This is a genomic window from Pseudomonas sp. R1-15, assembly GCF_051132085.1.
In the GTDB taxonomy this organism is placed as follows: domain Bacteria; phylum Pseudomonadota; class Gammaproteobacteria; order Pseudomonadales; family Pseudomonadaceae; genus Aquipseudomonas.
This window is the reverse complement of record NZ_CP071660.1, coordinates 5,964,598-5,987,388: the sequence shown is the minus strand read 5'-3', so window position 1 is coordinate 5,987,388 and position 22,791 is coordinate 5,964,598. Positions and strand designations below refer to the sequence as shown.

Below are 22,791 nucleotides of genomic sequence, written 5' to 3'. Positions count from 1 at the left end.
CAATAACGTAAGGGGAAGCGCATGCAAAAGTTATCCACAGTACTGACCGCCGGGCTGTTGGCGTTGAGCAGTGTTTCGGCGTGGGCCGAGCAGAGTTGCGAGACCGTGAAGATGGCCGATCCGGGCTGGAGCGATATCGCCGCGACCAACGCCATCACCGGTTTCCTGCTTGAGGGCATGGGCTACAAGGCCAAGGTCGACACCTTGGCGGTACCGATCACGTTCGGTGGCCTGAAGGATGGCCAGGTGGATGTTTTCTTGGGTAACTGGATGCCGGCGCAGCAGGGGTTCTATGACAAGTTCGTCGCCAATGGCGATGTCACGCAATTGGCGAAGAACCTGGACGGCACCGAGTTTACCCTGGCGGTGCCGGACTACGTCTGGGACGCCGGTGTGCATAACTTCGCCGACCTGAACAAGTTCGCCGACAAGTTCGACAAGAAGATCTACGGCATCGGTTCCGGCGCCCCGGCCAACCTTTCGCTGAAAGAAATCATCAAGACCAACGATTTCGGCATGGGCGAATGGAAACTGGTGGAGTCCAGCGAGCAGGCAATGCTGGCGGAAGTCTCCCGAGCCGTGAAGAAGCAGAAATTCGTGACGTTCCTCGGCTGGACCCCACACCCGATGAACGTGCAACTGAAAATGCATTACCTCAAGGGCGGCGAGAAGTACTTTGGCGATACCGGCAGCGTGTACACGCTGACGCGCAAGGGTTATGCACAGGCCTGCCCGAACGTCGGGAAGCTGCTGACCAACCTGAGCTTCACCCAGGAAATGGAAAACAGCATCATGGCCGAAGTGGTGAACAAGAAGGTCAGCAACGCCGAAGCGGCCAAGGCCTGGATCAAGGCCAACCCGGCGGTGCTGGACAAATGGCTGGACGGCGTGAAGACGGTGGATGGCAAGGACGCGCTGGCGGCGGTCAAGGCCAAGCTCTGACGAGCTCTTGTGGCGAGGAGCTTGCTCCCGCTGGGCCGGTCCGACGCTTCGGGCGCAGCGGTCCCGGTTTTTTTGCGGCCGCTGCGCGACCGAGCGGGAGCAAGCTCCCTCGCCACGTTGGTTCACCTGATATTCTTGTGCCAAACCCCATCTTTGAGGCTCCATGGCAATCCCCACGCGCCATTCGCTGTTTCCGTTCCTCAGCTGGCTGCCCCGGCAGACCCGCGCCAGCGTCGGCCGTGACCTGATCGTCGGCCTCAGCGGCGCGATTCTCGCGTTACCGCAGTCCATTGCCTACGCACTGATTGCCGGCCTGCCGCCGGAATACGGCTTGTACGCGGCAATCGTGCCGGTGCTTATCGCCTGCCTATGGGGATCGTCCTGGCATTTGATCTGTGGTCCTACGGCGGCAATCTCCATTGTCCTCTACGCCACTGTCAGTCCTCTGGCCGTGCCGGCGACTCAGGACTACATCACGTTGATCCTGCTGCTGACGGTACTGGCGGGTATTTTCCAATGGCTGCTGGGATTGCTGCGTTTCGGTGCACTGGTGAATTTTGTCTCACACTCGGCCGTACTCGGCTTCACCCTGGGTGCGGCGGTAGTGATTGCGCTGGGGCAGTTGCCGAACCTGCTGGGCCTGGACCTGCCCAACGAAGCTACGGCCCTGAAGGGCGTGCTGGTGCTGGTCAGTCACATCGGCGCTGTGGATAAGCCATCGCTGCTGTTGGGATTGGCGACGCTGGTGGTCGGGATCGTGCTCAAGCGCTTGCTGCCGCGCTGGCCGAGTCTGCTGATCACCTTGGTGATTGCCAGCCTGGTGGTCTGGGCATGGCCCGGGATGTTCGGGCATGTGGCATTGGTCAGCGCCTTCGTCGGGCGCTTGCCGCCGCTTACACCGCTGCCCCTGGACCTGGAGCTGATTCTGCGTCTGCTGCCCGGTGCCGTTGCGGTGGGCATGCTCGGGCTGGTGACCAGCCTGTCCATCGCCCGCTCGTTGTCGGTGCGCTCCGGGCAACTGCTCGATGCGAATCAGGAAGTCAGGGCGCAGGGGCTTTCCAATATCGTCGGAGGATTTTTCGCCGGATCGCTGTCAGCCGGCTCCTTTACCCGTTCCGGTCTCAGCTATGAAGCGGGTGCCTGTTCGCCCCTGGCCGGAGTGTTTTCGGCGTTGTGGGTGGCGCTGTTCGCGGTTGCCGGCGCGACACTGATCGCGCACATTCCCATTCCCGCCATGGCCGGCAGTATTTTGCTGATCGCCTGGGGCCTGGTGGACCATCGGGGTATCCGGGCGCTGTACCGCGTGAGTCGTTCCGAATTCCTGGTGATGGGGCTCACCTGCCTGGCCACGCTGCTGCTTGAACTGCAAACGGCTATCTACGCGGGCGTGTTGGCTTCGCTGTTTTTCTATCTCAAGCGCACTTCGCAACCGCGGGTGCAGCATTTCCGGGAAGGTGAGGCGGACGTCTTGCGGGTGGGCGGCTCGATCTTTTTCGGCGCCAGCCATTATTTGCAAGTGCGCCTGCAACGCATGCCCGCCCAGCAGGTGATCATCGACGCCCAGCAGATCAACTTCATCGATTACTCCGGCGTCGAAATGCTCCACCAGGAAGCCCGGCGCCTGCGCAGCCAGGGGCGCAGCCTGACTTTGCGTGGGGCAAGGCCACCGGTGGTGGAGGAATTGTTGAAGCTGGAAGGACCGGAGAAATGCCCGATCCTCTTCAGGGATTGACCGCAGCGAGTTGACGGCGCAACTCCGCCAGCACCGGGGCGGTGTCCGGACGTACGCCACGCCACAGGAAAAACGCTTCGCCCGCCTGTTCGGCGAGCATGCCCAGGCCATCCATCGCCACCGCCGCGCCGTGTTCTTCGGCCCAGCGGCAGAACGACGTCGGCTCCTTGCCATACATCATGTCGTAGCAAAACGTCTTGCCTGGCTCGATCAGACTTCCGGCAATCGGCGGTACTTCGCCTGACAGGCTGGCGGATGTGGCATTGATGATCAGGTCCACCGGCTCGCGCAACCAGTCGAAACCGCTGGCCGAGACCGGACCCAGGTCGGCGAACAGCTCAGCCAGCAATTCAGCTTTTTCCACCGTGCGATTGGCAATGATCAGCGATGACGGCGCCTCAGCCAACAAGGGTTCCAAGGCGCCCCGTACCGCGCCGCCGGCGCCAAGCAGCAGGATGCGCTTGTTCTTGAGGCTGAACCCGGCGTTGACGGTCAGGTCCCGAACGAGTCCGGCGCCGTCGGTGTTGTCGCCCAGCAGGCGGCCGTCGGCCTGTTTGCTCAAGGTATTGACCGCACCGGCCCGTTGCGCCCGTTCGGTCAGGCTGTCAGCCAGGCGAAAGGCGTCCTCCTTGAACGGCACGGTGACATTTGCCCCACGCCCCTCACGGAAAAATTCCCGGGCGCAAGCGGCGAAGTCCTCCAGCGGCGCCAGCAGCGTGGTGTAGTCCAACGCTTGCCCGGTTTGCTCGGCAAACAGGCGATGGATCAACGGCGACTTGCTGTGGCCGATCGGGTTACCCATTACAACGTAGCGATCCATGGACTTTTCCCCGTTCAGGCCGTAGCCAGCCAATCGCGGTCCTGCAGGAAATAATCGGTCAGCCGCGCTTCTTCGCTGCCCGGCTCGGCTTTCCAGTCGTAGCTCCAGCGGACCTGCGGTGGCAGCGACATCAGGATCGACTCGGTACGCCCGCCCGATTGCAGGCCGAACAGGGTGCCACGGTCATAGACCAGGTTGAATTCCACGTAGCGCCCACGGCGGAACTCCTGGAATTGTCGTTGCGCGGCGGTGAACGGGTCGTGTTTGCGACGCCGCACGATAGGCAGGTAGGCATCGATGTAGGCGTCGCCGATGGCGCGCATGAAGGCGAAGCTGGTATCGAAGTCCCACTCGTTCAGGTCATCAAAAAACAGACCGCCGATGCCGCGCGGTTCGTTGCGATGCTTGATGTGGAAATAGCTGTCGCACCAGGCCTTGTAGCGCGAATAGACCTCCGGGCCGAACGGCTCGCAGGCTTGCTGGGCGACGCGGTGCCAATGCACGCAATCTTCTTCCACGCCGTAGTAAGGGGTCAGGTCGAAACCGCCGCCAAACCACCAGACCGGCTCTTCGCCTTCTTTTTCGGCGATGAAAAAGCGTACGTTGGCGTGGGACGTAGGCACGTGGGGATTGTGCGGGTGGATCACCAGCGACACGCCCAGGGCCTCGAAACCGCGCCCGGCCAGCTCCGGCCGGTGGGCGCTGGCCGAGGGTGGGAGACCGCTGCCAAAGACGTGGGAAAAGTTGACGCCGCCCTTCTCGATGACCGTACCGTTTTCAATCACCCGGGTGCGTCCGCCACCGCCGGCAGGTCGGGTCCAGGCGTCCTCGACGAAGCGAGTGCCACCGTCCTCGGTTTCCAGGGCGGCGCAGATGCGGTCTTGCAGGTCGAGCAGATAGGCTTTCACGGCCTCGGTGCGAGTAGTCATGACATCACCTTGATCAGGGCTACGCTGCGCGGCGTACAAGGGCCGCCGGCAAATGGGCGCACAGGATAACACCGCATCCGCCCACGCCACAGTTGACGGAGATCAAGCTTAGGAGTCCGATAGCAGGCTTGGTAAAAAGTCCCACGATAAGGAGAGAGCGAAGATGGCCAAACGTATCCAGTTCAGCGCCCACGGCGGCCCGGACGTGCTTGAGTACGTCGAATACCAGCCGGCCGAGCCCGGTCCGCAGCAGGTTCGCGTCAGCAACAAGGCGATCGGGCTGAACTTCATCGACACTTATTATCGCAGCGGGCTTTACCCGCCACCGGCGCTGCCATCGGGACTCGGTGCCGAGGGTGCCGGCGTGGTCGAGGCCGTCGGCGCGGACGTCACGCGCTTCAAGGTCGGTGACCGCGTGGCCTATGGCAGCGGTCCGCTGGGGGCCTACAGCGATGTGCATGTGTTGCCCGAGGCCAATCTGGTCCACTTGCCCGAATCCATCAGTTTCGAACAGGCCGCCGGTGTGATGCTCAAGGGCCTGACCGTGCAATACCTGCTGCGCCAGACTTACGAGCTCAAGGGCGGCGAAACCATCCTGTTCCATGCCGCCGCCGGTGGCGTGGGCTCGCTGGCCTGCCAGTGGGCCAAGGCCCTGGGCGTGAAGCTGATCGGCACCGTCAGCTCGGCGGAAAAAGCCGCTATTGCAAAATCCCACGGCGCCTGGGAAGTGATCGACTACAGCAAGGAAAACGTCGTACAGCGTGTACTGGAATTGACTGACGGCAATAAGGTCCCGGTGGTGTACGACGGCGTCGGCAAGGACACCTGGCTGACCTCCCTGGATTGCACGGCTCCCCGTGGCCTGGTGGTGAGCTTTGGCAATGCCTCCGGCGCGGTGGACGGTGTGAACCTGGGGATCCTCTCGGCCAAGGGCTCGCTGTACGTCACCCGCCCGACTCTGGCGACCTACGCCAACAACGCCGAAAACCTCCAGCAGATGGCCGATGAGCTATTCGCCATGATCGCCAGCGGCAAGCTTACCGTGGATATCAACCAGCGTTATCCGCTGGCGGAAGCGGCCAAGGCCCATACCGAGTTGTCGGCGCGGCGCACGACGGGGTCGACCATCCTCCTGCCTTGATCTAGAGTTCGCTAAAGAACCTGTGGGAGCGAGCCTGCTCGCGAAGGCGTCAAGTCAGCCAACATTAATGTTGACTGATACACCGCTTTCGCGAGCAGGCTCGCTCCCACAGTTGATTGTGCGCTGATAAAAAATCAGTCCGGGCGCACCACCTTGCCGGTCGCCAGGTCACGGATCACGCTCGGGTTTCGACGCCCGCCCAGGTTGCCACCCAGCACCAGGTCGATCTGTCCGCGGAAATACTGCTCCACGCGGATCCGCGTGCGTGCCGCCGGGCGCCCCTGGGGGTTGGCCGAGGTGGAGACAAGCGGGCCGACCAGCGAACACAGGTCGCGCACGATCGGATGATCGCTGACCCGTAGCGCGACGGTGTCGTGCACGCCGGTGATCCATTCCGGCAACAGGTTCTGGTGCGGGACCAGCCAGGTGTTCGGCCCAGGCCAAGTGCTGGCCATGCGATCCATCCAGGTCTCGGGGAAGTCCTCGAACAAGAAATCGAACTGGTGGATATTGTCGGCCACCAGTATCAATCCCTTGTCGGGCAGTCGGGACTTGATCGCCAACAGGCGCTCCACCGCATCTTCGTTCCACGGGTCGCAACCCAGGCCCCAGACCGCTTCGGTTGGATAGGCAATCACCGCCCCGGCGCGAATTTCTCGCGCGGCTTGTTGCACACGCCAACTGTTGACCATGAAAGATTCTCCGCAACGCAAATAAGGCTGTGCGCAGTTTACCGATCTTCCCCATAAAACCTAGCGAGCAAACCAGCGTCCATGCTCGCACGCCGCCCTTCCGTCCATTTCCAGGTCGGTCAGTGCCGCCAGGACCTTGGACAAGCCCCAGCCGCTGGCATCGGCCAGTGCTTCGCTGGTCTGCGGCGCGGCGTGCAGCAGGCGCAACAGCGGATGCGTCACGGCGACAGGCTCGGCGCTGAAGGGTAAGCGTTGCCAACCGCGTAGCGCTTCGAGGATGTGCTCCACGGTTTCCACCAGCGCCGCGCCGTCACGGATCAGTTGATGGCAGCCCCGGGCGCCGGGATGGTGAATCGACCCCGGAATGGCATACACCTCACGACCCTGTTCCGCCGCCAGGCGCGCGGTGATCAGCGAGCCACTGGCGACGCTGGCCTCGACCACCAGCACGCCAAGGGACAACCCGCTGATAATCCGATTGCGGCGCGGGAAGTTGCTGGCGTGGGGTGGCGCGTCCAGGGGGAACTCCGACAGTACCGCGCTGCCTTGGGCGATCATCGCTTCTGCCAGCCGACGATTGCGCTGTGGATAAAAATTTTCCAGGCCCGTGCCCAGCACACCGATGGTCTGCCCGCCGACATCCAGCGCAGCCTGATGCGCGGCCGCGTCGATACCCAAGGCCAAACCGCTGGTGATGACAAATCCAGCTCCGGCCAGGCTCCGGGAAAATGCCGCCGCGGTGTCCATGCCGGGACGCGAGGCGCGACGACTGCCGACCATTGCCAGTTGCGGCTTTTCCAGAATCGAGGTGTCGCCGGCAACGAACAGAAGCGGCGGCGCGTCGCAGATCTGCGCCAGCAACGCCGGGTAGTCGGGCTGGTCCCACATCAATAGACAGTGGGCCGAACCCTCTAGCCAGGCCAGCGCGCGGGCCGCGCCGTCACGAATTTCCGGCGCACGTCGGGCCTCGGCGCACTGCGCCGGCAACCCCAGCGCTCGCCATGCGCTGGCCGGGGCGCTGATGGCTTTGGAGGCCGAGCCGAAGGCTTCCATTAGGGTCATGAAACGTTTGGGTCCCAGTTCCGGCAAGCGATGCAAGCGCAGACGGGCCTCCAGTTCCGCGGGCGGAACCGCAGCGGATTCAGGCAATGGCATGTGATCAATCCTTGATCGTCATAAGGCGCGTACAAACGGGAACAAGTTGTGGATAACTCTGTTGGTAACTTGTGAGACCCGTTACGGATTGCGCACCTTGTCGAGGATTGCCAGCGAGCGCGAGGCGTACAGCACCAGGCCATAACTGAGCTTGTCGTAGGTGCGGAACACCATCAGCAGGCCGGCGCGTTCGTCGGGAATCTTCACCGGGGCGCCGGTGATGCGGTCGCGCACTGTTTCACCGGTTTTCATGACCGCCAGAACGTTGCCTTCGGCCAATCCGTCACGGCGCCCCTTGTTCAGGGTGACCACGTCCATCGCGCCGATCTGGGTCACGCCCCGGGGCACATCGAGGATCAACCCGTTGATGTCCGATTTTGGCGCGCTGGGCATGAAGGTCGAGTTGATCGAGCGTTCTTCACCGCTGAACAGCCGATCGCCGAGGCGCACCTCCTGGGTGGTGCGCTGCAGGGCCAGGGTGGTGACGTCGCCTTCGGTGGCGACGATCTCGCCGCTGCCGATGTCGTCGGCATTGATCCCGAGAAATTCCTTGGTCTCGGGGTCGGTGTAGACCTTGCCTTGGCGGAAGATGCCGTAGGCCGACTGGCTCGCATCGAAGGTGCCGCGGGCGAAGATCCGGTCGCCGGTGCCGCTGAGCACTCGTTCGGCATCGCCTGCGACGACGTAGGGCGCCTTGTTGAAATCCTCCGCCGTGTCGACGATGCGGTTGCTCAGCAGGAAGCTGTTGATCGCCTGGAGCGGGATGCTCGGAATGGCGTCTGCCACCGGTGAGCTGCGGACTCGCGGCGACAGCTTGATGGTGCCGCGCGAGGCCCCGCGATTGAGGGTCAGCCGTGGCTGGCCGTTGACGTAGATCAGCGACAGGGTGTCGCCGGGGTAGATCAGGTGCGGGTTTTCAATCTGCGGGTTGGCCTGCCACAGCTCGGGCCATTTCCAGGGTTCGCGCAGGTATTTACCGGAAATGTCCCACAGCGTATCCCCTGGAACCACTGTGTATTGCTGCGGAAAACCTTCCCGAAGTTGCACTTGCCCGTGCGCGATACCGGCCGAGGCCAGGAGCAGCAGGGCGAGTAGTGATTTCCTCATGCGGTGAATCCCTTTATTATGTGCGTTCGCGTAAAACGCCAGAGCCCCCGTGGCTCGCTCCGATTCAAGAGCAACGTTTTACAACGGTAGCCTGCATTCCAAGACACGCCAGGCCAGCCACCCGACCTTACTTCACACGTGCATTTATCAAGCTTATGGCCATTTTGAACATTCTCGAATTTCCGGACCCGCGCCTGCGCACCATCGCCAAACCGGTGGCCGTAGTGGACGACGAAGTGCGCCAGTTGGTCGATGACATGTTTGAAACAATGTATGAGGCGCCAGGCATCGGCCTCGCCGCGACCCAGGTCAACGTGCACAAGCGTATCGTCGTCATGGACCTCTCCGAAGACCGCAGCGAGCCGCGGGTGTTCATCAACCCCGAGTTCGAAACCCTGACCGACGAGATGGAGCAGTACCAGGAAGGCTGCCTTTCGGTGCCGGGCTTCTACGAAAACGTCGACCGTCCGCAGAAGGTCAGGATCAAGGCCCTGGACCGCGACGGCAAGCCTTACGAGCTGATCGCCGAGGGCCTGTTGGCGGTGTGTATCCAGCACGAATGCGACCACCTCAACGGCAAGCTGTTCGTCGATTACCTGTCTAATCTCAAGCGTGACCGGATCAAGAAAAAACTGGAAAAGATTCATCGCCAGAACGCTTGATGCCCTTCTTCAAAGGCTTGCCGCGGCAAGCCTTTTTCTTTTTGCGATTGCTTTGTAATTGAGAGCTTCCCATGACTGAGCCACTGCGCATCGTCTTTGCCGGCACCCCCGAATTTGCCGCTGAACACCTCAAGGCCCTGCTGGCCAGCCCTCATGAAATCGTCGCGGTCTATACCCAGCCGGATCGCCCTGCCGGTCGTGGACAGAAACTGATGCCCAGCCCGGTCAAGCAACTGGCTCTGGAGAATGGCCTGCAAGTGTTGCAGCCGCCGACCCTGCGCGATGCGCAAGCCCAGGCCGAACTGGCCGCGCTGAAGCCGGACTTGATGGTGGTGGTCGCCTACGGCTTGATCCTGCCGCAAGTGGTGCTGGATATTCCGCGCCTGGGCTGCATCAACAGCCACGCTTCGCTGTTGCCGCGCTGGCGCGGTGCGGCGCCGATCCAGCGCGCCGTGCAGGCCGGCGATGCCGAGAGCGGCGTGACCGTGATGCGCATGGAGGCCGGACTGGACACGGGGCCGATGCTGCTCAAGGTGAACACGCCTATCGGCGCTGAAGACACGGGCGGCAGCCTGCATGATCGCCTCGCGCTGATCGGCCCGCCGGCCGTGGTCGAGGCCATCGCGGGCCTGGCTGCCGGCACGCTGCAAGGCGAAGTGCAGGATGACAGCCTCGCCACGTACGCGCACAAATTGAACAAGGACGAAGCCCGCATCGACTGGAGCCGCCCGGCCGTTGAACTGGAGCGCCTGGTGCGTGCCTTCAACCCTTGGCCGGTCTGCCACAGCACGTTGAACGGCGAAGCCGTGAAAGTCCTGGCCGCCAGCTGCGCCGAAGGGAAGGGCGCACCGGGTGCAATTCTCAGCGCCAGCAAAGACGGCCTCATCGTCGCCTGTGGCGATCAGGCGCTGTGCCTGACCCGACTGCAATTGCCCGGCGGCAAGGCGCTGGGCTTCAGCGATCTGTTCAACAGCCGCCGTGAGAAGTTCGCCGTCGGCACCGTCCTCGGCCAAGCGGCGGACGCTTCATGAATCCGCGTCTGGCCGCCGCCAAGGCACTGGCCGCCGTTCTCGGCGGCAAGGCTTCGCTCAACAGTTCCCTGCCGACCCAACTGGACAAGGTCGAAGACCGTGATCGCGGTTTCACCCAGGACCTGGCGTTCGGCACCGCTCGTTGGCAACCACGGTTGTCGGCCCTCGCGGCCAAGCTGCTGCAGAAGCCGTTCAAGGCGGGCGATGCCGATGTCGAGGCGTTGTTGCTGGTGGGTCTCTACCAATTGCTCTACACCCGCGTTCCGGCCCACGCCGCTATCGGCGAAACCGTGGGTTGCGCCGACAAACTGAAAAAGCCCTGGGCCAAGGCGCTGCTCAATGCCGTGCTGCGCCGCGCACAACGGGAAAGCGAAACCCTGCTGGCGGAACTGGAACATGACCCGGTGGTGCGCACTGCCCACCCGCGCTGGCTGCAGAAATCCCTGAAAGCCTTCTGGCCTGACCAGTGGGAAGCCATCTGCGCGGCCAACAATGCCCATCCGCCGATGATCCTGCGGGTCAACCGCCGTCATCACACCCGTGATGCGTATCTGGCCTTGCTGGGCGAAGCCGGCATCCCGGCCATCCCGTGCCAATACAGCCGCGACGGCATCATCCTGGAAACCCCGGGCGACGTCCGTGCCCTGCCAGGTTTCGCCGACGGCTGGATCAGCGTCCAGGACGAAGCCGCGCAGCTGGCCGCCGACTTGCTGGAACTGGCGCCGGGCCAACGAGTGCTTGACGCCTGTTGCGCCCCGGGCGGCAAGACCTGCCACATCCTTGAGGCCGAGCCAAAACTGGCCGGTGTAGTGGCGGTGGACCTGGAAGCCAAGCGCCTGGTGCGGGTGAAGGAAAACCTCGCGCGCCTGGGCCTGGATGCCGAGCTGTTCGCCGCCGATGGCCGCGACACCGCCGCCTGGTGGGACGGCAAGCCATTCCAGCGCATCCTGCTGGACGCGCCTTGCTCGGCCACTGGCGTCATCCGTCGCCATCCGGACATCAAGCTCACCCGTCAGGCGGACGACATCGCCCCATTGGCGCAACTGCAAGGGGAGCTGCTCGACGCCCTGTGGCTGACCCTCGAGGTCGGCGGCATGCTGCTGTACGCCACATGCTCGACCTTGCCGACCGAGAACACCGACGTGATCGAAGCATTCCTCGCCCGCACGCCGGGAGCGAGGGAGTTGGACATCGCCACCCAGGCCGGCATCAAACAGCCCCATGGCCGCCAGTTGCTGGCCCAGGAGGGCGGGCATGACGGGTTCTATTACGCCAAGTTGATCAAGATTGCCGCCGCACGCGGTTAAACCGATTCGATAGGAGTGGCTGGATGAAAATCATCATCCTCGGGGCAGGGCAAGTCGGCGGTTCGCTGGCAGAACATCTGGCCAGCGAGGCCAACGACATCACCGTGGTCGACACCGACGGCGAGCGCCTGCGCGACCTCGGCGACCGTCTCGACATCCGCACCGTGCAAGGGCGTGGCTCCTTGCCGACGGTGCTGCGCCAGGCGGGTGCCGACGACGCCGACATGTTGGTGGCCGTGACCAACAGCGACGAAACCAACATGGTCGCCTGCCAGGTCGCCCACACGCTGTTCCACACCCCGACCAAAATCGCCCGGGTGCGTGAAGCGGCCTACCTGACTCGCGCCGACCTGTTCGACAACGAAGCGATTCCGGTGGACGTGCTGATCAGCCCCGAGCAGGTGGTTACCAACTACATCAAGCGCCTGATCGAGCATCCCGGTGCCTTGCAGGTGATCGACTTCGCCGAGGGCAAGGCCCAACTGGTGGCGGTCAAGGCCTACTACGGCGGGCCGCTGGTGGGCCAGCAGCTACGTCAGTTGCGCGAGCACATGCCCAATGTCGAAACCCGGGTCGCGGCGATTTTCCGCCGTGACCGACCGATCCTGCCCCAGGGCGACACAGTGATCGAAGCGGACGACGAGGTATTTTTCATCGCCGCCAAGGCGAATATTCGCGCAGTCATGAGCGAAATGCGCCGTCTCGACGAGAACTACAAGCGCATCGTCATCGCCGGCGGCGGGCAGATCGGCGAGCGCCTGGCCGAAGCCATCGAAAGCCGTTACCAGGTCAAGATCATCGAGATGAACCCGGCGCGTTGCCGCTACCTCTCGGACACCCTCGACAGCACCGTGGTGCTGCAAGGCAGTGCCTCGGATCGCGACCTGCTGCTGGAAGAAAACATCGCCGATGCCGACATCTTCCTCGCCCTGACCAACGACGACGAAGCCAACATCATGTCCTCGCTGCTCGCCAAACGCCTGGGTGCGAAGAAGGTCATGACCATCATCAACAACCCGGCCTACGTCGACCTGATCCAGGGCGGCGACATCGACATCGCCATCAGCCCGCAACTGGCAACCATCGGCACCTTGCTCGCCCACGTGCGCCGCGGCGACATCGTCAGCGTCCACTCCCTGCGCCGCGGCGCGGCCGAAGCCATCGAGGCGATCGCCCATGGCGATGCCAAGTCGAGCAAAGTGATCGGCAAAGCCATCCGCGACATCGGCCTGCCGCCCGGCACCACCATCGGCGCGATAATCCGCGACGAACAGGTGCTGATCGCCCATGACGTCACCACCATCCAGACCGGCGACCATGTGATCCTGTTCCTGGTGGACAAGAAGCATATCCGTGATGTCGAGAAGCTGTTCCATGTGGGGTTGAGCTTTTTCTGATCCAGCGTTTGCGGTGAGGCTACTGGCCTCATCGCGAGCAGGCTCGCTCCCACAAGGGGTCATGTTGTTCACAACGTCTGTGAACACTGGAGATCTTCTGTGGGAGCGAGCCTGCTCGCGAAAGCCATCCAGCAACCAACCGCTCAGCCCCTGACCCAACCAATAAGGACGCCCCCATGCTCGACTCCCTCGAAAAAATGCTCGCCAAGGGCGTGGACAACTCCCTTCTCCGCTTCGGCCTCGGCAAGGGCTACCTCGACCTAGGCGAATTCCGCCGCGCCGCCGAACATCTCCAACGCTGCGTCGAATTCGACCCCAAGTATTCGGCTGCCTGGAAACTGCTGGGCAAGGCCCATCAAGGCCAGGGCGATGTAGCGGCGGCCCGCCAAGCCTGGGTACAAGGCCTGGAAGCCGCCCGGGCTCATGGTGACAAACAGGCGGAAAAGGAAATGACTGTGTTCCTCAAAAAACTGGATCGATAGGAGCGGCCACCATCACTTCTCGTACAGCCTTCGACTGGAGAGCATCCCCGATCCCGCCGCTATTGCTGCAATCGCAAAGAGCCCGACATCGATGCTGCCAATGAATGACGGCAACACAAATATCAGCAAAAAACCCAAGCAAACCAGGGCTATCCCCAGTCGCACCCTGAGCACGTAGCGTCTCACACAAACATGCAGCAGCAGGATCCCCAAACCGGCCAGTACATACTGACTATTGAGACTCATAGCTTATGTTTCCTCGGGATTGAATGATGATGGACGAAGTTGAGCGCTGTGGCCCGATACCGCCGCTGACTTGAGCACCCAGGCTGACGATTACATCGCCGGTGTGATAGGTCGGTAACAGGCCCTTGGCCCACCTTCGGCCTAAGTAGCCTGCTGCTGGTGCGACAACTTTGCCAATGCCTGGCACTTGACCAGCCACCCCCGTAAAAATCCCAGTGGTCATGGTGAGAAGATCCGTGCGTTGCTCATTGAGCAAATCCCCCTGGCTGCGAGTCAGGGGATTGGAAATTCCGACGTTCATGACACAAGGCAAATCCCTGGCGAGCATCTTGTCATAGAGCTCCACCAGCAATCGGATGACTTCAAAGTTGGCCGCTTTCGCCTCGCGAAAATACAGCGTTCTGAGCCCGCCTCTGTCTGCGGGCATGACGGTGAAACGGCTTACGCAGAAATTGATTCCGTGATGGGTGGTGAACTGATACTTATCGAACTCCATTCTTCAATCCTTGATGAATTCACAAGGCTTTGAGTTTCATTCAGAAATGGAGATTTACATAATGGACGACTCCGGTTTAGGCGGGTTGTTTGTCACTTAAGTTTCCGCAAAGGAGTTCGATCCGGTTGTCCTACAGATAATTCTCAAGAGCCTCGCTTTGTGGCAGCGGCATAGAGTTAATTTGAATCCAATGCGCTCGGCTCGCGTATGTATGCCAATGAAATCCTGCCTACTTACCATGCTGGCGACTTACTGGTCAGCATCGAGGTGCAGGTCAATCGCTGTATTGGCCCGCACCGTAGCTTCACGACTGTTTCCACGGAGGGAAGAAAACCCGACGCAAAACGTCGGGTTATTCCGTTGAAATTAAATCCTACCGCCGCGGCTCCACGTTATCCAACACCCGATTCGCCAGCAACGAACTCAACTCAATCAACTGCTGAATCCCCAGCGCCACATGACGCCGTGTCCCATCCAGATCAACGCCAGATCACTCACCATCGCATCAGCCGAAGCCAACGTCTCGCTGAGGTTGGCGAGCAGGCATTCGTTATCGAGGCCTTTCACGACGGTGAATAGCTGCCCCGGTTTGAGGTCCTCTTGGGATTCTTCCGGTTTCGGTTCGGTGGTTTCGTCTTGTTGCTTGGCTTTGGATTTTGCGGAGGTAGAGGTGGAACCTGCCTCTGGCTGGTTCGGAGTTTCTTTGAACATGCTCACGTTTCCTTTGTTAGTAGCCGCTACCGTCTCGCTACTAAACGAAAGGGAGGCAACTGTGCGCAAGTTAGTAGACCGGTAAGAAAACGGAAAACCCGGCGCGCCCGAAGGCGCCATGCGCACAGCCACCATCGAGTGCAGGCAATGCCCGACTGATGAGACTCATGCGACCGTATCCTTAACCGGGCTACTAAACCCGACCACTGATGGGCAGTGGCAGGACGACAATAGAACCCAGGAACAAGGCGCACAAGCCGGCGGATTCTGGCGTAGTTGTAGGCAAAGGCGCAAGGATGCGTAGCTAGATGGGCGTTGTAGGTGGGGGCTGTAGGAGAAGAGCGTTTTGGCATGCAGGTGGGTTATTTTGCTCAGTTCAGCAGCACGAAATGATTTGAATCCAGTCCGCCCGTTGCAGAGAATTGCCACCTTTACCCCAAAAGGATCCGGGTGATGAAGTTCGAAGGGACTTTCCAATACATGGGCAATCACGGGATCGTCTTCAACGTCTCGCAGATCACCCTCACCGACAGCGAACGTGGGCGCCTGCGCGAGCTGCATTTTGGCCAGGCAAAACACGCTCACTATGAAGTCGATCGCCAACCTTGCAACCACGGCCTCCAGTGCCGCCGCCAAGGCCGTGGCCCCCTATTACGTGGCGGCATCTGTAGGGGCCGGTGTGCGCATGTATGCCAATGAAATCCTGCCCACCTACCATGCTGGCGACGTACTGGTCAGCATCGAGGCGCAGGTCAACGGCGGTATCGGCCCGCAACGCACCCTCTCGACATTGATCATCAAGACCTGACCGGAGACGTACATGTCCGAAATTACTCAATTGGTCATTGCCTTGGTGGTGTCCTTTCTGCTTGATCGATTCCTCAAACCCTATCTGCTACGCAAGTGGCTAGGCGTGGTATTGATGGCTGTGGGTGTGGTTGGCTGCTTTGTGGCAGGTCAGAACCGCTTGTTGGGGTTTGATCTGGGGTTGCTGTCGGTTTTTGCCGTGGTGATAGGGATGGGGTTGTTCTCGAAGCGGCGGCGGTTTGAGGAGGTTGGCTGAGAGGGCGCTTTGCAAGTGCCGACACCACCATCCCTCAACTCCCTTCGTTGTTACAGCTGGCCGCATGCTTGAGATATGTCAGCGATTTCTGCTCACCCATCGAATCAAGGTAGGTGATTTGCGCATCCACCAACCCGCAATTCTGGCCACTGTCTTCCGTCAGCGAGATCACCTTATCGATGTCCAGGTGCGTGCCGTAGGAATAGCTTTCGCCGGCCGCTTTGTCCTGGGCCAAGGCGGGTAATGCGCCGGCGCTCAGGGCCGTGATCAGGCAAGCAGTAGCGATGGTCTTCAGGTTCATGGTCGTTTCCCTTCAATGAGTTTGATGGCGTCGTCGAGGCGATGCTTGTTGTCTCGATGGCGCTCATTAAAAGCCCGTGCGGTATCTCGGCTGTGTCGAAAAATGCCGTGGTTGGATGCGTACGTATCTGAGGTGAATTGCGATACAGATCGATACAATCGCCACTGTTTTTGCTTGGCTCTGGCTTGATCCAGGGCTGGATAAGCTGAACGCACGGTGCGTCGCCAACCGGCAACACGGCATCGTCACACTGCGCAATCGATGCGCGCATTTCGGAGAGCAGGGCATGGAACATGTCGATCACGTATTGATCGTGGATGATGATCGGGAAATCAGGGAGCTGGTCGGCAACTACCTGGTGAAGAATGGCCTGCGCACCACCGTGGTCGCGGATGGTCGCCAGATGCGGGCCTTTCTCGAAGCCAATCAGGTCGACCTGATCGTGCTCGACATCATGATGCCGGGAGATGACGGGCTGCTGTTGTGTCGGGAGCTGCGCGCCGGCAAGCATAAGGCGACGCCGGTGCTGATGCTGACGGCGCGCAGCGACGAGACCGATCGCATCATTGGCCTGGAAATGGGCGCCGATGACTATCTGGCCAAACCCTTCGCGGCCCGGGAACTGCTTGCGCGCATCAACGCGGTGCTGCGGCGCACTCGCATGCTGCCGCCCAACTTTGTCGTGACCGAAAGCGGCCGGATGCTCAAGTTCGGCCGCTGGCGCCTCGACACCACCGCCCGCCATCTGCTCGATGAAGACGACACGCTGGTCTCGCTGAGCGGCGCCGAGTACCGGCTGCTGCGGGTCTTTCTCGATCATCCGCAGCGGGTATTGAGTCGCGACCAGTTGCTCAACCTGACGCAGGGTCGTGACGCCGACATTTTCGACCGTTCCATTGACCTGCTGGTCAGCCGCGTGCGCCAGCGCTTGTTGGATGACGCACGCGAACCGCTTTACTTGAAGACGGTGCGCAACGAAGGGTACGTCTTCACCTTTGCGGTCGAAATGCTTGAGGAGCAGGCATGAAACTCGCGTTGCAATGGCCTCGCACGCTGGCCTCGCGGCTGTGGCTGGTGTTCCTTGTCGGCTTGATACTGGCCCAGGCCCTGACGTTCGCAGCCCAGTACTACGAACGCTACGAAAGCACCAAGACGGCGATGTTGGGCAATTTCGAGCACGACACGGCGACCTCCATCGCCATCCTCGACCGTCTGCCGGCCGCCGAACGCCTGGAATGGACCAAACGTCTGCAGCGTCGCAACTATGACTATTTGCTGCGGGAGCACGACCCCGGCATTGCACTCACTTCGAACGATCTTGCGGCGACGGCGGCGCAATCCCTGCAAGTCTCGCTGGGCCGCAACTATGACCTGACCATTGTCGAGATCCCTGGTCCACGCCAGCATTTCCAAGCCCAGGTGCGATTGGCTGACGGCAGCCCGGTGACCATCGATGTGCGTCCCTCGGTCAGGCCGTTGTCGCCCTGGTTGCCCTTTGCCCTGGTCGGTCAGTTGCTGTTGATGATCGGCTGCACCTGGCTTGCCGTGCGGATCGCGATACGCCCGCTCAGTCGACTGGCCGAGGCGGTCGAGAACCTCGACCCGAACGCCCATCCGGTGCCGTTGGATGAAACCGGTCCACGGGAAGTGGCCTACGCCGCCCGGGCCTTCAACAGCATGCAGGCGCGCATTGCCGCTTACTTGAAAGAGCGCATGCAGTTGTTGGCGGCCATTTCCCATGACTTGCAGACGCCCATCACGCGCATGAAGCTGCGCGCCGAGTTTATGGACGACTCGATAGAGAAAGACAAACTGGGCAACGACCTGGACGAAATCGAGCATCTGGTGCGCGAGGGTGTCGCTTATGCGCGCAGTGTCCATGGTGCGACGGAGACCAGTTGCCGCATCAGCCTGGATTCTTTTCTCGACAGCCTGGTGTGCGACTACCAGGACACCGGTCGGGAGGTCAGTCTGCGCGGCCAGAACGGCGCGATCATCGAGACAAGGCCCCATGCCCTGCGGCGTGTTCTGGTGAATCTGGTGGATAACGCGCTGAAGTACGCCGGCACCGCCGAGGTGGAAATCGGCGGCAATGCGAGCACCGGCGTTTCGATCAGTGTGCTTGACCGAGGGCCGGGCATTCCCGAGGAAATCCTGGCAGAGGTGGTCAAGCCGTTCTACCGGGTGGAAAGCTCACGCAACCGCAGCTCTGGCGGCACCGGCCTGGGGCTTGCCATCGCTCAACAGTTGACCGTCGCGATTGGTGGCTCACTGAGCCTGCGCAACCGCGACGGCGGCGGTCTTTGCGTGACCCTCGACTTCGGCGTCGATCAGTAGGCCGAGCTGGCTGCACGTCACGTGCAGCCTTTTTACGACTCATTCGAATGCATTTGTAAGCCACTGTATCCAGCGCATCTACAGACTCAAAAGAACGCATAACGACCGGGTGTCGAACATTTCCGGTATACACGCCGCTGCAAGAATGCTCCCCATCAAGTCGCCATCGGATCCCCGGTGGCGAGCCATGACCTAAGGAGATCTTGCCATGAATACCCAGTCCTCCCGCGCTCAAGCAGCCAACCAAGCCCAAGCCGGCAGCTATATCACCACCCAAGATGGCGTACAGCTCTATTACAAGGACTGGGGTCCGAAAGATGGGCCAGTCGTCACCTTCAGCCATGGCTGGCCGCTGAATTCCGATAGCTGGGAGTCGCAGATGCTGTTCCTGGCGGACCAAGGCTATCGAGTGATCGCCCATGACCGCCGCGGCCATGGCCGTTCCAGCCAGCCGTGGGAAGGTAACGACATGGATCACTATGCCGATGACTTGGCCGCTGTGATCAACACCCTGGACCTTAACGACGTGACCCTGGTGGGTTTCTCGACCGGTGGTGGCGAAATCACCCGCTACATCGGCCGCCACGGCACCGACCGGGTGAAGAAGGCCGCACTGATCAGCGCCGTTCCGCCGATGATGCTCCAGACCGAAGACTACCCAGGCGGCCTGCCGATCGAGGTGTTCGACGGCCTGCGCAAGGCCTCGCTGGACAACCGCTCGCAGCTGTACCGCGACATCGCCTCTGGCCCATTCTTCGGCTTCAACCGCGACGGGGCAAAAGTCTCCCAAGGGCTGATCGATTCGTTCTGGGTGCAGGGCATGCAAGCGGGCCACAAAAACACCTATGACTGCATCGCAGCGTTCTCGGCGACAGACTTCCGCGCCGACCTGGCCAGGTTCGACGTGCCGACACTGATCGTGCATGGCGACGATGACCAGATCGTCCCGATTTACGCCTCCGCCCATGCCGCCGCCGAGCTGGTGCAGAACGCCGAGTTGATCGTCTATCCGGGCGCCCCGCACGGCCTGACCGACACCCACAAGGACCGCCTCAACCAGGACCTGCTGGACTTTCTGGCCAAGTAAACCCATCGCTGCAGCGTCACCCCTCCAATCAATGAAAAAAGGAATGATCATGCTCACTATCAAATCGCTGTTGGCCGTCACCATCACCGCTGCGCTGGCACTGACCTCCGTTAATAGCGCAACCGCCGCGCAACCCGATGCTGCCAAGCCAACCATCGTGCTGGTCCATGGCGCCTTCGCCGAATCGTCCAGTTGGAATGGCGTTGCCGCCCAGTTGCTGACCCAGGGTTATCCGGTCGTTGCCGCGGCCAACCCGCTGCGCGGCGTGAAGCAGGACGCCGATTACGTCGCTGATATCGTCGAGCACACCGCTGGCCCGGTAATCCTGGTGGGTCATTCCTACGGCGGCGCCGTGATCACCAACGCCGTGCACGACAACCCCAAGGTCAAGGGACTGGTCTACGTCGCAGCCTTCGCGCCGGACAAAGGCGAAACCGCCATCGAACTGTCCGGTCGCTACCCTGGCGGCACCCTCGGCCCGACCTTGGCGGCTCCGGTGCAGCTGGACGACGGCAATAAGGACCTCTACATCCAGCAGGACAAATTCGGCCAACAGTTTGCCGCCGACGTTCCAGCAGCGGACTCCGCGCTGATGGCTGCCACCCAACGCCCAATCAGCGAGGCTGCATTGAAAGAAGCGTCTGGCGACCCGGCCTGGAAAAAACTGCCGTCCTGGTTCATCTACGGCTCGGCGGACAAGAACATCCCCGAGGCCGCCCTGAAGTTCATGGCCGAACGCGCGGGCTCGAAAAAGACTGTCACCGTTCAAGGGGCGTCCCATGTGGTGATGACGTCGAATCCGGAGAAAGTTGCGGAGCTGATCGTTGAGGCGGCGCAGGCCAGTTCCAAAGGATGACCGCGTAAAGCGGGGCGACTGACCTAAAAGCCTCATCCGTTTGTCTTCGAGAAGAACCAAAAACCCGGCACAGGTGGCCGGGTTTTTTCGTTGGGGCATAAATACTATTGCCGCGGTTCCACGACCTCAGCTCAATCAGCGGCTAGTACCCTGCGCCACATGACGCCTCGATCCATCCAGACCAAATGTCAGGTCACTCACCATGGCGGCGCACAGTGTGCAGCCTTGGGCTCGGTATTCGGTTCGACACAACCCCCCTGTGGCGAGGGAGCTTGCTCCCGCTGGCCTGCGCAGCAGGCCCCTGCATTCCTCCAGGCAAACCGCATCGCCCGGTTTTGCGACTGCTGCGCAGCCGAGCGGGAGCAAGCTCCCTCGCCACGGGCGGTGTCTGGGCTGGCGTCATCGCGAGCAAGCTTTGCTCCCACAGGTTTGTGGCTTAACTGACCGGCAGTCACCGCTCTGCGCTTCACTCTGGGCGTGCTTAAGCCAAAGCCGGCGAACCAGGAGCCCAGCTCCGGTATCACTCCACCCTACTCCTGCTTTGCCAGCAGAAAGACCTTGAGGTGTTGAATCACCTGCTCTGGTTGGTCTTCATGAACATACAACTTGGCCTTGTCGATGCTGATAAAGCCGGTAAGGTTGGCAAAGCTCCGGCTCATCTCAATGGCATACGGCTCAGGGAAGGTATCGTCCTGCCGCCCCCAGATCAGCAAGGTCTGCGCCTCGATCTGGCCATGAAGATGGCTCAAGGCATCGAGCTGCGGCCAATCGAGCACTGCGATAAAGGCGCACCGGGCTTGCTCCATGCTCTGCGCGGACTGGATCAGCGGCGCGATAAAGCGCCGATGAAAGCTGCCGAGCAAGTGCTGGTGATCGTAGAGCGTTCCGCCAAACCCCCGCTTCGAACACAGATAGGCAGCACTTCTTAGCTGGATGCGAGCAAGCGCGCCGTATCCCGGTAACCAACGCGCCAGTTGTTTGTACAGACGCTGGTTGGGTGCGCGATGCCCAGGTATTTCGCTATTGAGCAGAATCAACTTGGCCACGCGGCTGGCGTCCCAAAGTGCAAGGTAGCGGGCGGCGATACCGCCGCTGTCATTACCCAACAGGCTATAGCCCTGCGCAATGCCCAAGGCCGCAAGTAAACCCTGGAGCAGACGCGCCTGGCCGGCGGGGCTCAGATCATGTTCTGTTGACCAGGCTGTCATGCCTGCGTCAGGGAGATCCGGCACAATGCAACGAAAGCCTGAGGCAAGCGCATCGACCAACGGCGCAAAGGTATCGCCATTAAGTGGCCAGCCGTGCAGCATCAGCAGTACCGGACCTGTTCCATAGTCGCGATAACCAAAACGCAGCCCTTCGATACTGATGAATTGATGCGGCGCGGCAAGAAAGCCGCTGGTGTATGCATTCATTGCGCTGCCTCAAGTGCTGTGGAGTTTCGGCCAATGTAGTGGCAGACAGGGCGAGCGACTTGTAAGAACCAACTGACTTGAGGACGCCGTGCAGAATTTTTTGATCCTGGGCAATCAGCTCACCCTGTATGTCGGGCCGCTACCCGACATCAGCCTCCATCGACATAGCGCCAGCGCTCTATGCCTGGGGTTACAGGCGCCGATTCAGGCACGGGGCACCGACGCAAGCCCATGGCAGCGTTACGATCAGTTATTCGTGCCAGCAGGTGTCGCGCATGCTTTGGCGTTTTCCGGGCAACCTGTGGCGGTGTTGTTCTTTGAGAAACAGAGCCGCCTCTACCAGCAGTTGCTGCTGCGTTATAACCTATCTACCGAGCACTTGAGCGATCCCGGGCCGAGCGCTGGCAACTGGCTGACGGAACTCAAAGGGTTGACGGGCCGCGATGTGCAGGAAGGCGAAGCCCTCCTCGGGCAAATCGCCATGCGCTTGCTGCCCGATACGGGCGAGTCGAACCATGCAGACCCACGGGTACTCAAGGTGCTGGATGCGATGCAGGCGCAGCCCCAGCGCAATTTCACCACCCAGGAACTGTCGGCCCTCGTTTGTCTATCGCCAAGCCGCCTTTCTGCACTGTTCAACCAGGCCATGGGGCTGCCGCTGAGGCGCTACCGGGTGTGGCTGCGTCTGCGCGCGCTGGTCAGTTTTGTCAGCCAGGGGCTATCGCTCACCGAAGCCGCGCAGATGGCGGGGTTCAGCGACTCAGCCCACTTCAGCAACAGTTGCCGCAAGCTACTGGGGGTCAAGCCGACTGACGTGCTTGCTGGCGATGATCTACGCATCCTCTTTTCCAACCGCCTGTGAACAGCCTTTATGATCCCGCT

Annotated in this window: 24 protein-coding genes and 1 pseudogene; 15 read left to right on the top strand and 10 right to left on the bottom strand. The window is 61.3% G+C overall.

Features of this window, described 5'->3' with window-relative positions:
* The first annotated feature begins 21 nt into the window (after positions 1-21).
* Together choX and J3P97_RS27200 are read left to right on the top strand one after the other, a co-directional pair.
* A complete protein-coding gene (choX, locus tag J3P97_RS27205; protein ID WP_305497797.1) occupies positions 22-942 on the top strand; it encodes a choline ABC transporter substrate-binding protein in 921 nt (306 codons plus the stop codon).
* Between the two features lie 163 nt (positions 943-1,105).
* On the top strand, positions 1,106-2,674 hold the full coding sequence (locus tag J3P97_RS27200; protein WP_434673153.1) for a SulP family inorganic anion transporter: 1,569 nt from the start codon (positions 1,106-1,108) through the stop codon (positions 2,672-2,674).
* Here the strand turns inward: J3P97_RS27200 and aroE are convergent.
* Together aroE and hemF are read right to left on the bottom strand one after the other, a co-directional pair.
* The gene (gene aroE, locus J3P97_RS27195; protein ID WP_434673152.1) at positions 2,664-3,494 is read right to left on the bottom strand and encodes a shikimate dehydrogenase; all 831 of its coding nucleotides are present in this window, start codon (positions 3,492-3,494) and stop codon (positions 2,664-2,666) included. The two genes, J3P97_RS27200 and aroE, sit on opposite strands and share 11 nt — an antisense overlap.
* Positions 3,495-3,508: 14 nt before the next feature.
* A complete protein-coding gene (gene hemF, locus J3P97_RS27190; RefSeq protein ID WP_434570789.1) occupies positions 3,509-4,423 on the bottom strand; it encodes an oxygen-dependent coproporphyrinogen oxidase in 915 nt (304 codons plus the stop codon).
* 163 nt (positions 4,424-4,586) lie between these two features.
* Between hemF and J3P97_RS27185 the strand changes: the two genes are divergently transcribed.
* Positions 4,587-5,564 carry an NADPH:quinone reductase gene (locus J3P97_RS27185; RefSeq protein WP_434673151.1) on the top strand — a complete coding sequence of 326 codons (978 nt, stop codon included), beginning with the start codon at positions 4,587-4,589 and terminating at the stop codon, positions 5,562-5,564.
* Between the two features lie 134 nt (positions 5,565-5,698).
* Here J3P97_RS27185 and J3P97_RS27180 read toward each other — a convergent pair whose 3' ends face one another.
* From J3P97_RS27180 to J3P97_RS27170, 3 genes are all read right to left on the bottom strand, one after another.
* Positions 5,699-6,256: an L-threonylcarbamoyladenylate synthase gene (locus tag J3P97_RS27180; protein WP_305497800.1), complete on the bottom strand. Its 558-nt coding sequence runs from the start codon at positions 6,254-6,256 to the stop codon at positions 5,699-5,701.
* Between the two features lie 60 nt (positions 6,257-6,316).
* On the bottom strand, positions 6,317-7,411 hold the full coding sequence (gene dprA, locus J3P97_RS27175; protein ID WP_434673150.1) for a DNA-processing protein DprA: 1,095 nt from the start codon (positions 7,409-7,411) through the stop codon (positions 6,317-6,319).
* An 81-nt stretch (positions 7,412-7,492) separates the two neighbouring features.
* Entirely contained in the window at positions 7,493-8,518 is a 1,026-nt protein-coding gene (locus J3P97_RS27170) for a LysM peptidoglycan-binding domain-containing protein (protein WP_434602310.1), read from the bottom strand.
* 155 nt (positions 8,519-8,673) lie between these two features.
* On the opposite strand from J3P97_RS27170, the gene def reads away from it, so the two are divergent.
* The 5 genes from def to J3P97_RS27145 all read left to right on the top strand — a co-directional run bounded on the left by def (position 8,674) and on the right by J3P97_RS27145 (position 13,397).
* On the top strand, positions 8,674-9,180 hold the full coding sequence (gene def / locus J3P97_RS27165; protein WP_305497802.1) for a peptide deformylase: 507 nt from the start codon (positions 8,674-8,676) through the stop codon (positions 9,178-9,180).
* A 71-nt stretch (positions 9,181-9,251) separates the two neighbouring features.
* Positions 9,252-10,211 (top strand): methionyl-tRNA formyltransferase, encoded by a 960-nt coding sequence (gene fmt / locus J3P97_RS27160; RefSeq protein WP_434673149.1) that lies wholly within the window; start codon positions 9,252-9,254, stop codon positions 10,209-10,211.
* A complete protein-coding gene (gene rsmB, locus J3P97_RS27155) occupies positions 10,208-11,518 on the top strand; it encodes a 16S rRNA (cytosine(967)-C(5))-methyltransferase RsmB (protein WP_434673148.1) in 1,311 nt (436 codons plus the stop codon). Before fmt ends, rsmB begins: the two co-directional genes overlap by 4 nt.
* Positions 11,519-11,541: 23 nt before the next feature.
* The gene (gene trkA / locus J3P97_RS27150; RefSeq protein WP_305497805.1) at positions 11,542-12,915 is read left to right on the top strand and encodes a Trk system potassium transporter TrkA; all 1,374 of its coding nucleotides are present in this window, start codon (positions 11,542-11,544) and stop codon (positions 12,913-12,915) included.
* A gap of 176 nt (positions 12,916-13,091) precedes the next feature.
* A complete protein-coding gene (locus J3P97_RS27145) occupies positions 13,092-13,397 on the top strand; it encodes a tetratricopeptide repeat protein (RefSeq protein ID WP_434673147.1) in 306 nt (101 codons plus the stop codon).
* Between the two features lie 12 nt (positions 13,398-13,409).
* Here the strand turns inward: J3P97_RS27145 and J3P97_RS27140 are convergent, their stop codons facing one another.
* The 3 genes and pseudogenes from J3P97_RS27140 to J3P97_RS27130 all read right to left on the bottom strand — a co-directional run bounded on the left by J3P97_RS27140 (position 13,410) and on the right by J3P97_RS27130 (position 14,850).
* Positions 13,410-13,643: a hypothetical protein gene (locus tag J3P97_RS27140; protein ID WP_434673146.1), complete on the bottom strand. Its 234-nt coding sequence runs from the start codon at positions 13,641-13,643 to the stop codon at positions 13,410-13,412.
* Positions 13,630-14,139, bottom strand: a complete 510-nt coding sequence (locus J3P97_RS27135; protein WP_434673145.1) for a hypothetical protein — start codon at positions 14,137-14,139, stop codon at positions 13,630-13,632. Before J3P97_RS27135 ends, J3P97_RS27140 begins: the two co-directional genes overlap by 14 nt.
* A 373-nt stretch (positions 14,140-14,512) precedes the next feature.
* Positions 14,513-14,850, bottom strand: a pseudogene (locus J3P97_RS27130) (DUF6124 family protein).
* 586 nt (positions 14,851-15,436) lie between these two features.
* On the opposite strand from J3P97_RS27130, the gene J3P97_RS27125 reads away from it, so the two are divergent.
* Both J3P97_RS27125 and J3P97_RS27120 read left to right on the top strand, forming a co-directional pair.
* Complete coding sequence (locus J3P97_RS27125) at positions 15,437-15,658, top strand: hypothetical protein (protein WP_434673144.1); 222 nt, start codon at positions 15,437-15,439, stop codon at positions 15,656-15,658.
* Between the two features lie 12 nt (positions 15,659-15,670).
* On the top strand, positions 15,671-15,913 hold the full coding sequence (locus J3P97_RS27120) for a hypothetical protein (protein ID WP_434673143.1): 243 nt from the start codon (positions 15,671-15,673) through the stop codon (positions 15,911-15,913).
* A gap of 34 nt (positions 15,914-15,947) precedes the next feature.
* On the opposite strand, the gene J3P97_RS27115 is transcribed toward J3P97_RS27120, so the two are convergent.
* Positions 15,948-16,214: a DUF2790 domain-containing protein gene (locus J3P97_RS27115; protein ID WP_434673142.1), complete on the bottom strand. Its 267-nt coding sequence runs from the start codon at positions 16,212-16,214 to the stop codon at positions 15,948-15,950.
* A gap of 286 nt (positions 16,215-16,500) precedes the next feature.
* Here J3P97_RS27115 and J3P97_RS27110 point away from each other — a divergent pair, with 286 nt between their 5' ends.
* The 4 genes from J3P97_RS27110 (at position 16,501) to J3P97_RS27095 (ending at position 20,494) form a co-directional block, all read left to right on the top strand.
* Positions 16,501-17,241, top strand: a complete 741-nt coding sequence (locus J3P97_RS27110) for a response regulator (protein ID WP_186710633.1) — start codon at positions 16,501-16,503, stop codon at positions 17,239-17,241.
* Positions 17,238-18,551 carry an ATP-binding protein gene (locus J3P97_RS27105; RefSeq protein ID WP_434673141.1) on the top strand — a complete coding sequence of 438 codons (1,314 nt, stop codon included), beginning with the start codon at positions 17,238-17,240 and terminating at the stop codon, positions 18,549-18,551. Before J3P97_RS27110 ends, J3P97_RS27105 begins: the two co-directional genes overlap by 4 nt.
* A 208-nt stretch (positions 18,552-18,759) precedes the next feature.
* A complete protein-coding gene (locus tag J3P97_RS27100; RefSeq protein ID WP_434673140.1) occupies positions 18,760-19,638 on the top strand; it encodes an alpha/beta fold hydrolase in 879 nt (292 codons plus the stop codon).
* Positions 19,639-19,681: 43 nt separating this feature from the next.
* On the top strand, positions 19,682-20,494 hold the full coding sequence (locus J3P97_RS27095) for an alpha/beta fold hydrolase (protein WP_434673139.1): 813 nt from the start codon (positions 19,682-19,684) through the stop codon (positions 20,492-20,494).
* Between the two features lie 530 nt (positions 20,495-21,024).
* Here the strand turns inward: J3P97_RS27095 and J3P97_RS27090 are convergent.
* Positions 21,025-21,909: an alpha/beta fold hydrolase gene (locus tag J3P97_RS27090; protein WP_434673138.1), complete on the bottom strand. Its 885-nt coding sequence runs from the start codon at positions 21,907-21,909 to the stop codon at positions 21,025-21,027.
* 88 nt (positions 21,910-21,997) lie between these two features.
* Between J3P97_RS27090 and J3P97_RS27085 the strand changes: the two genes are divergently transcribed.
* Positions 21,998-22,771 (top strand): helix-turn-helix domain-containing protein, encoded by a 774-nt coding sequence (locus J3P97_RS27085; RefSeq protein ID WP_434673137.1) that lies wholly within the window; start codon positions 21,998-22,000, stop codon positions 22,769-22,771.
* Positions 22,772-22,791: the final 20 nt, after the last annotated feature.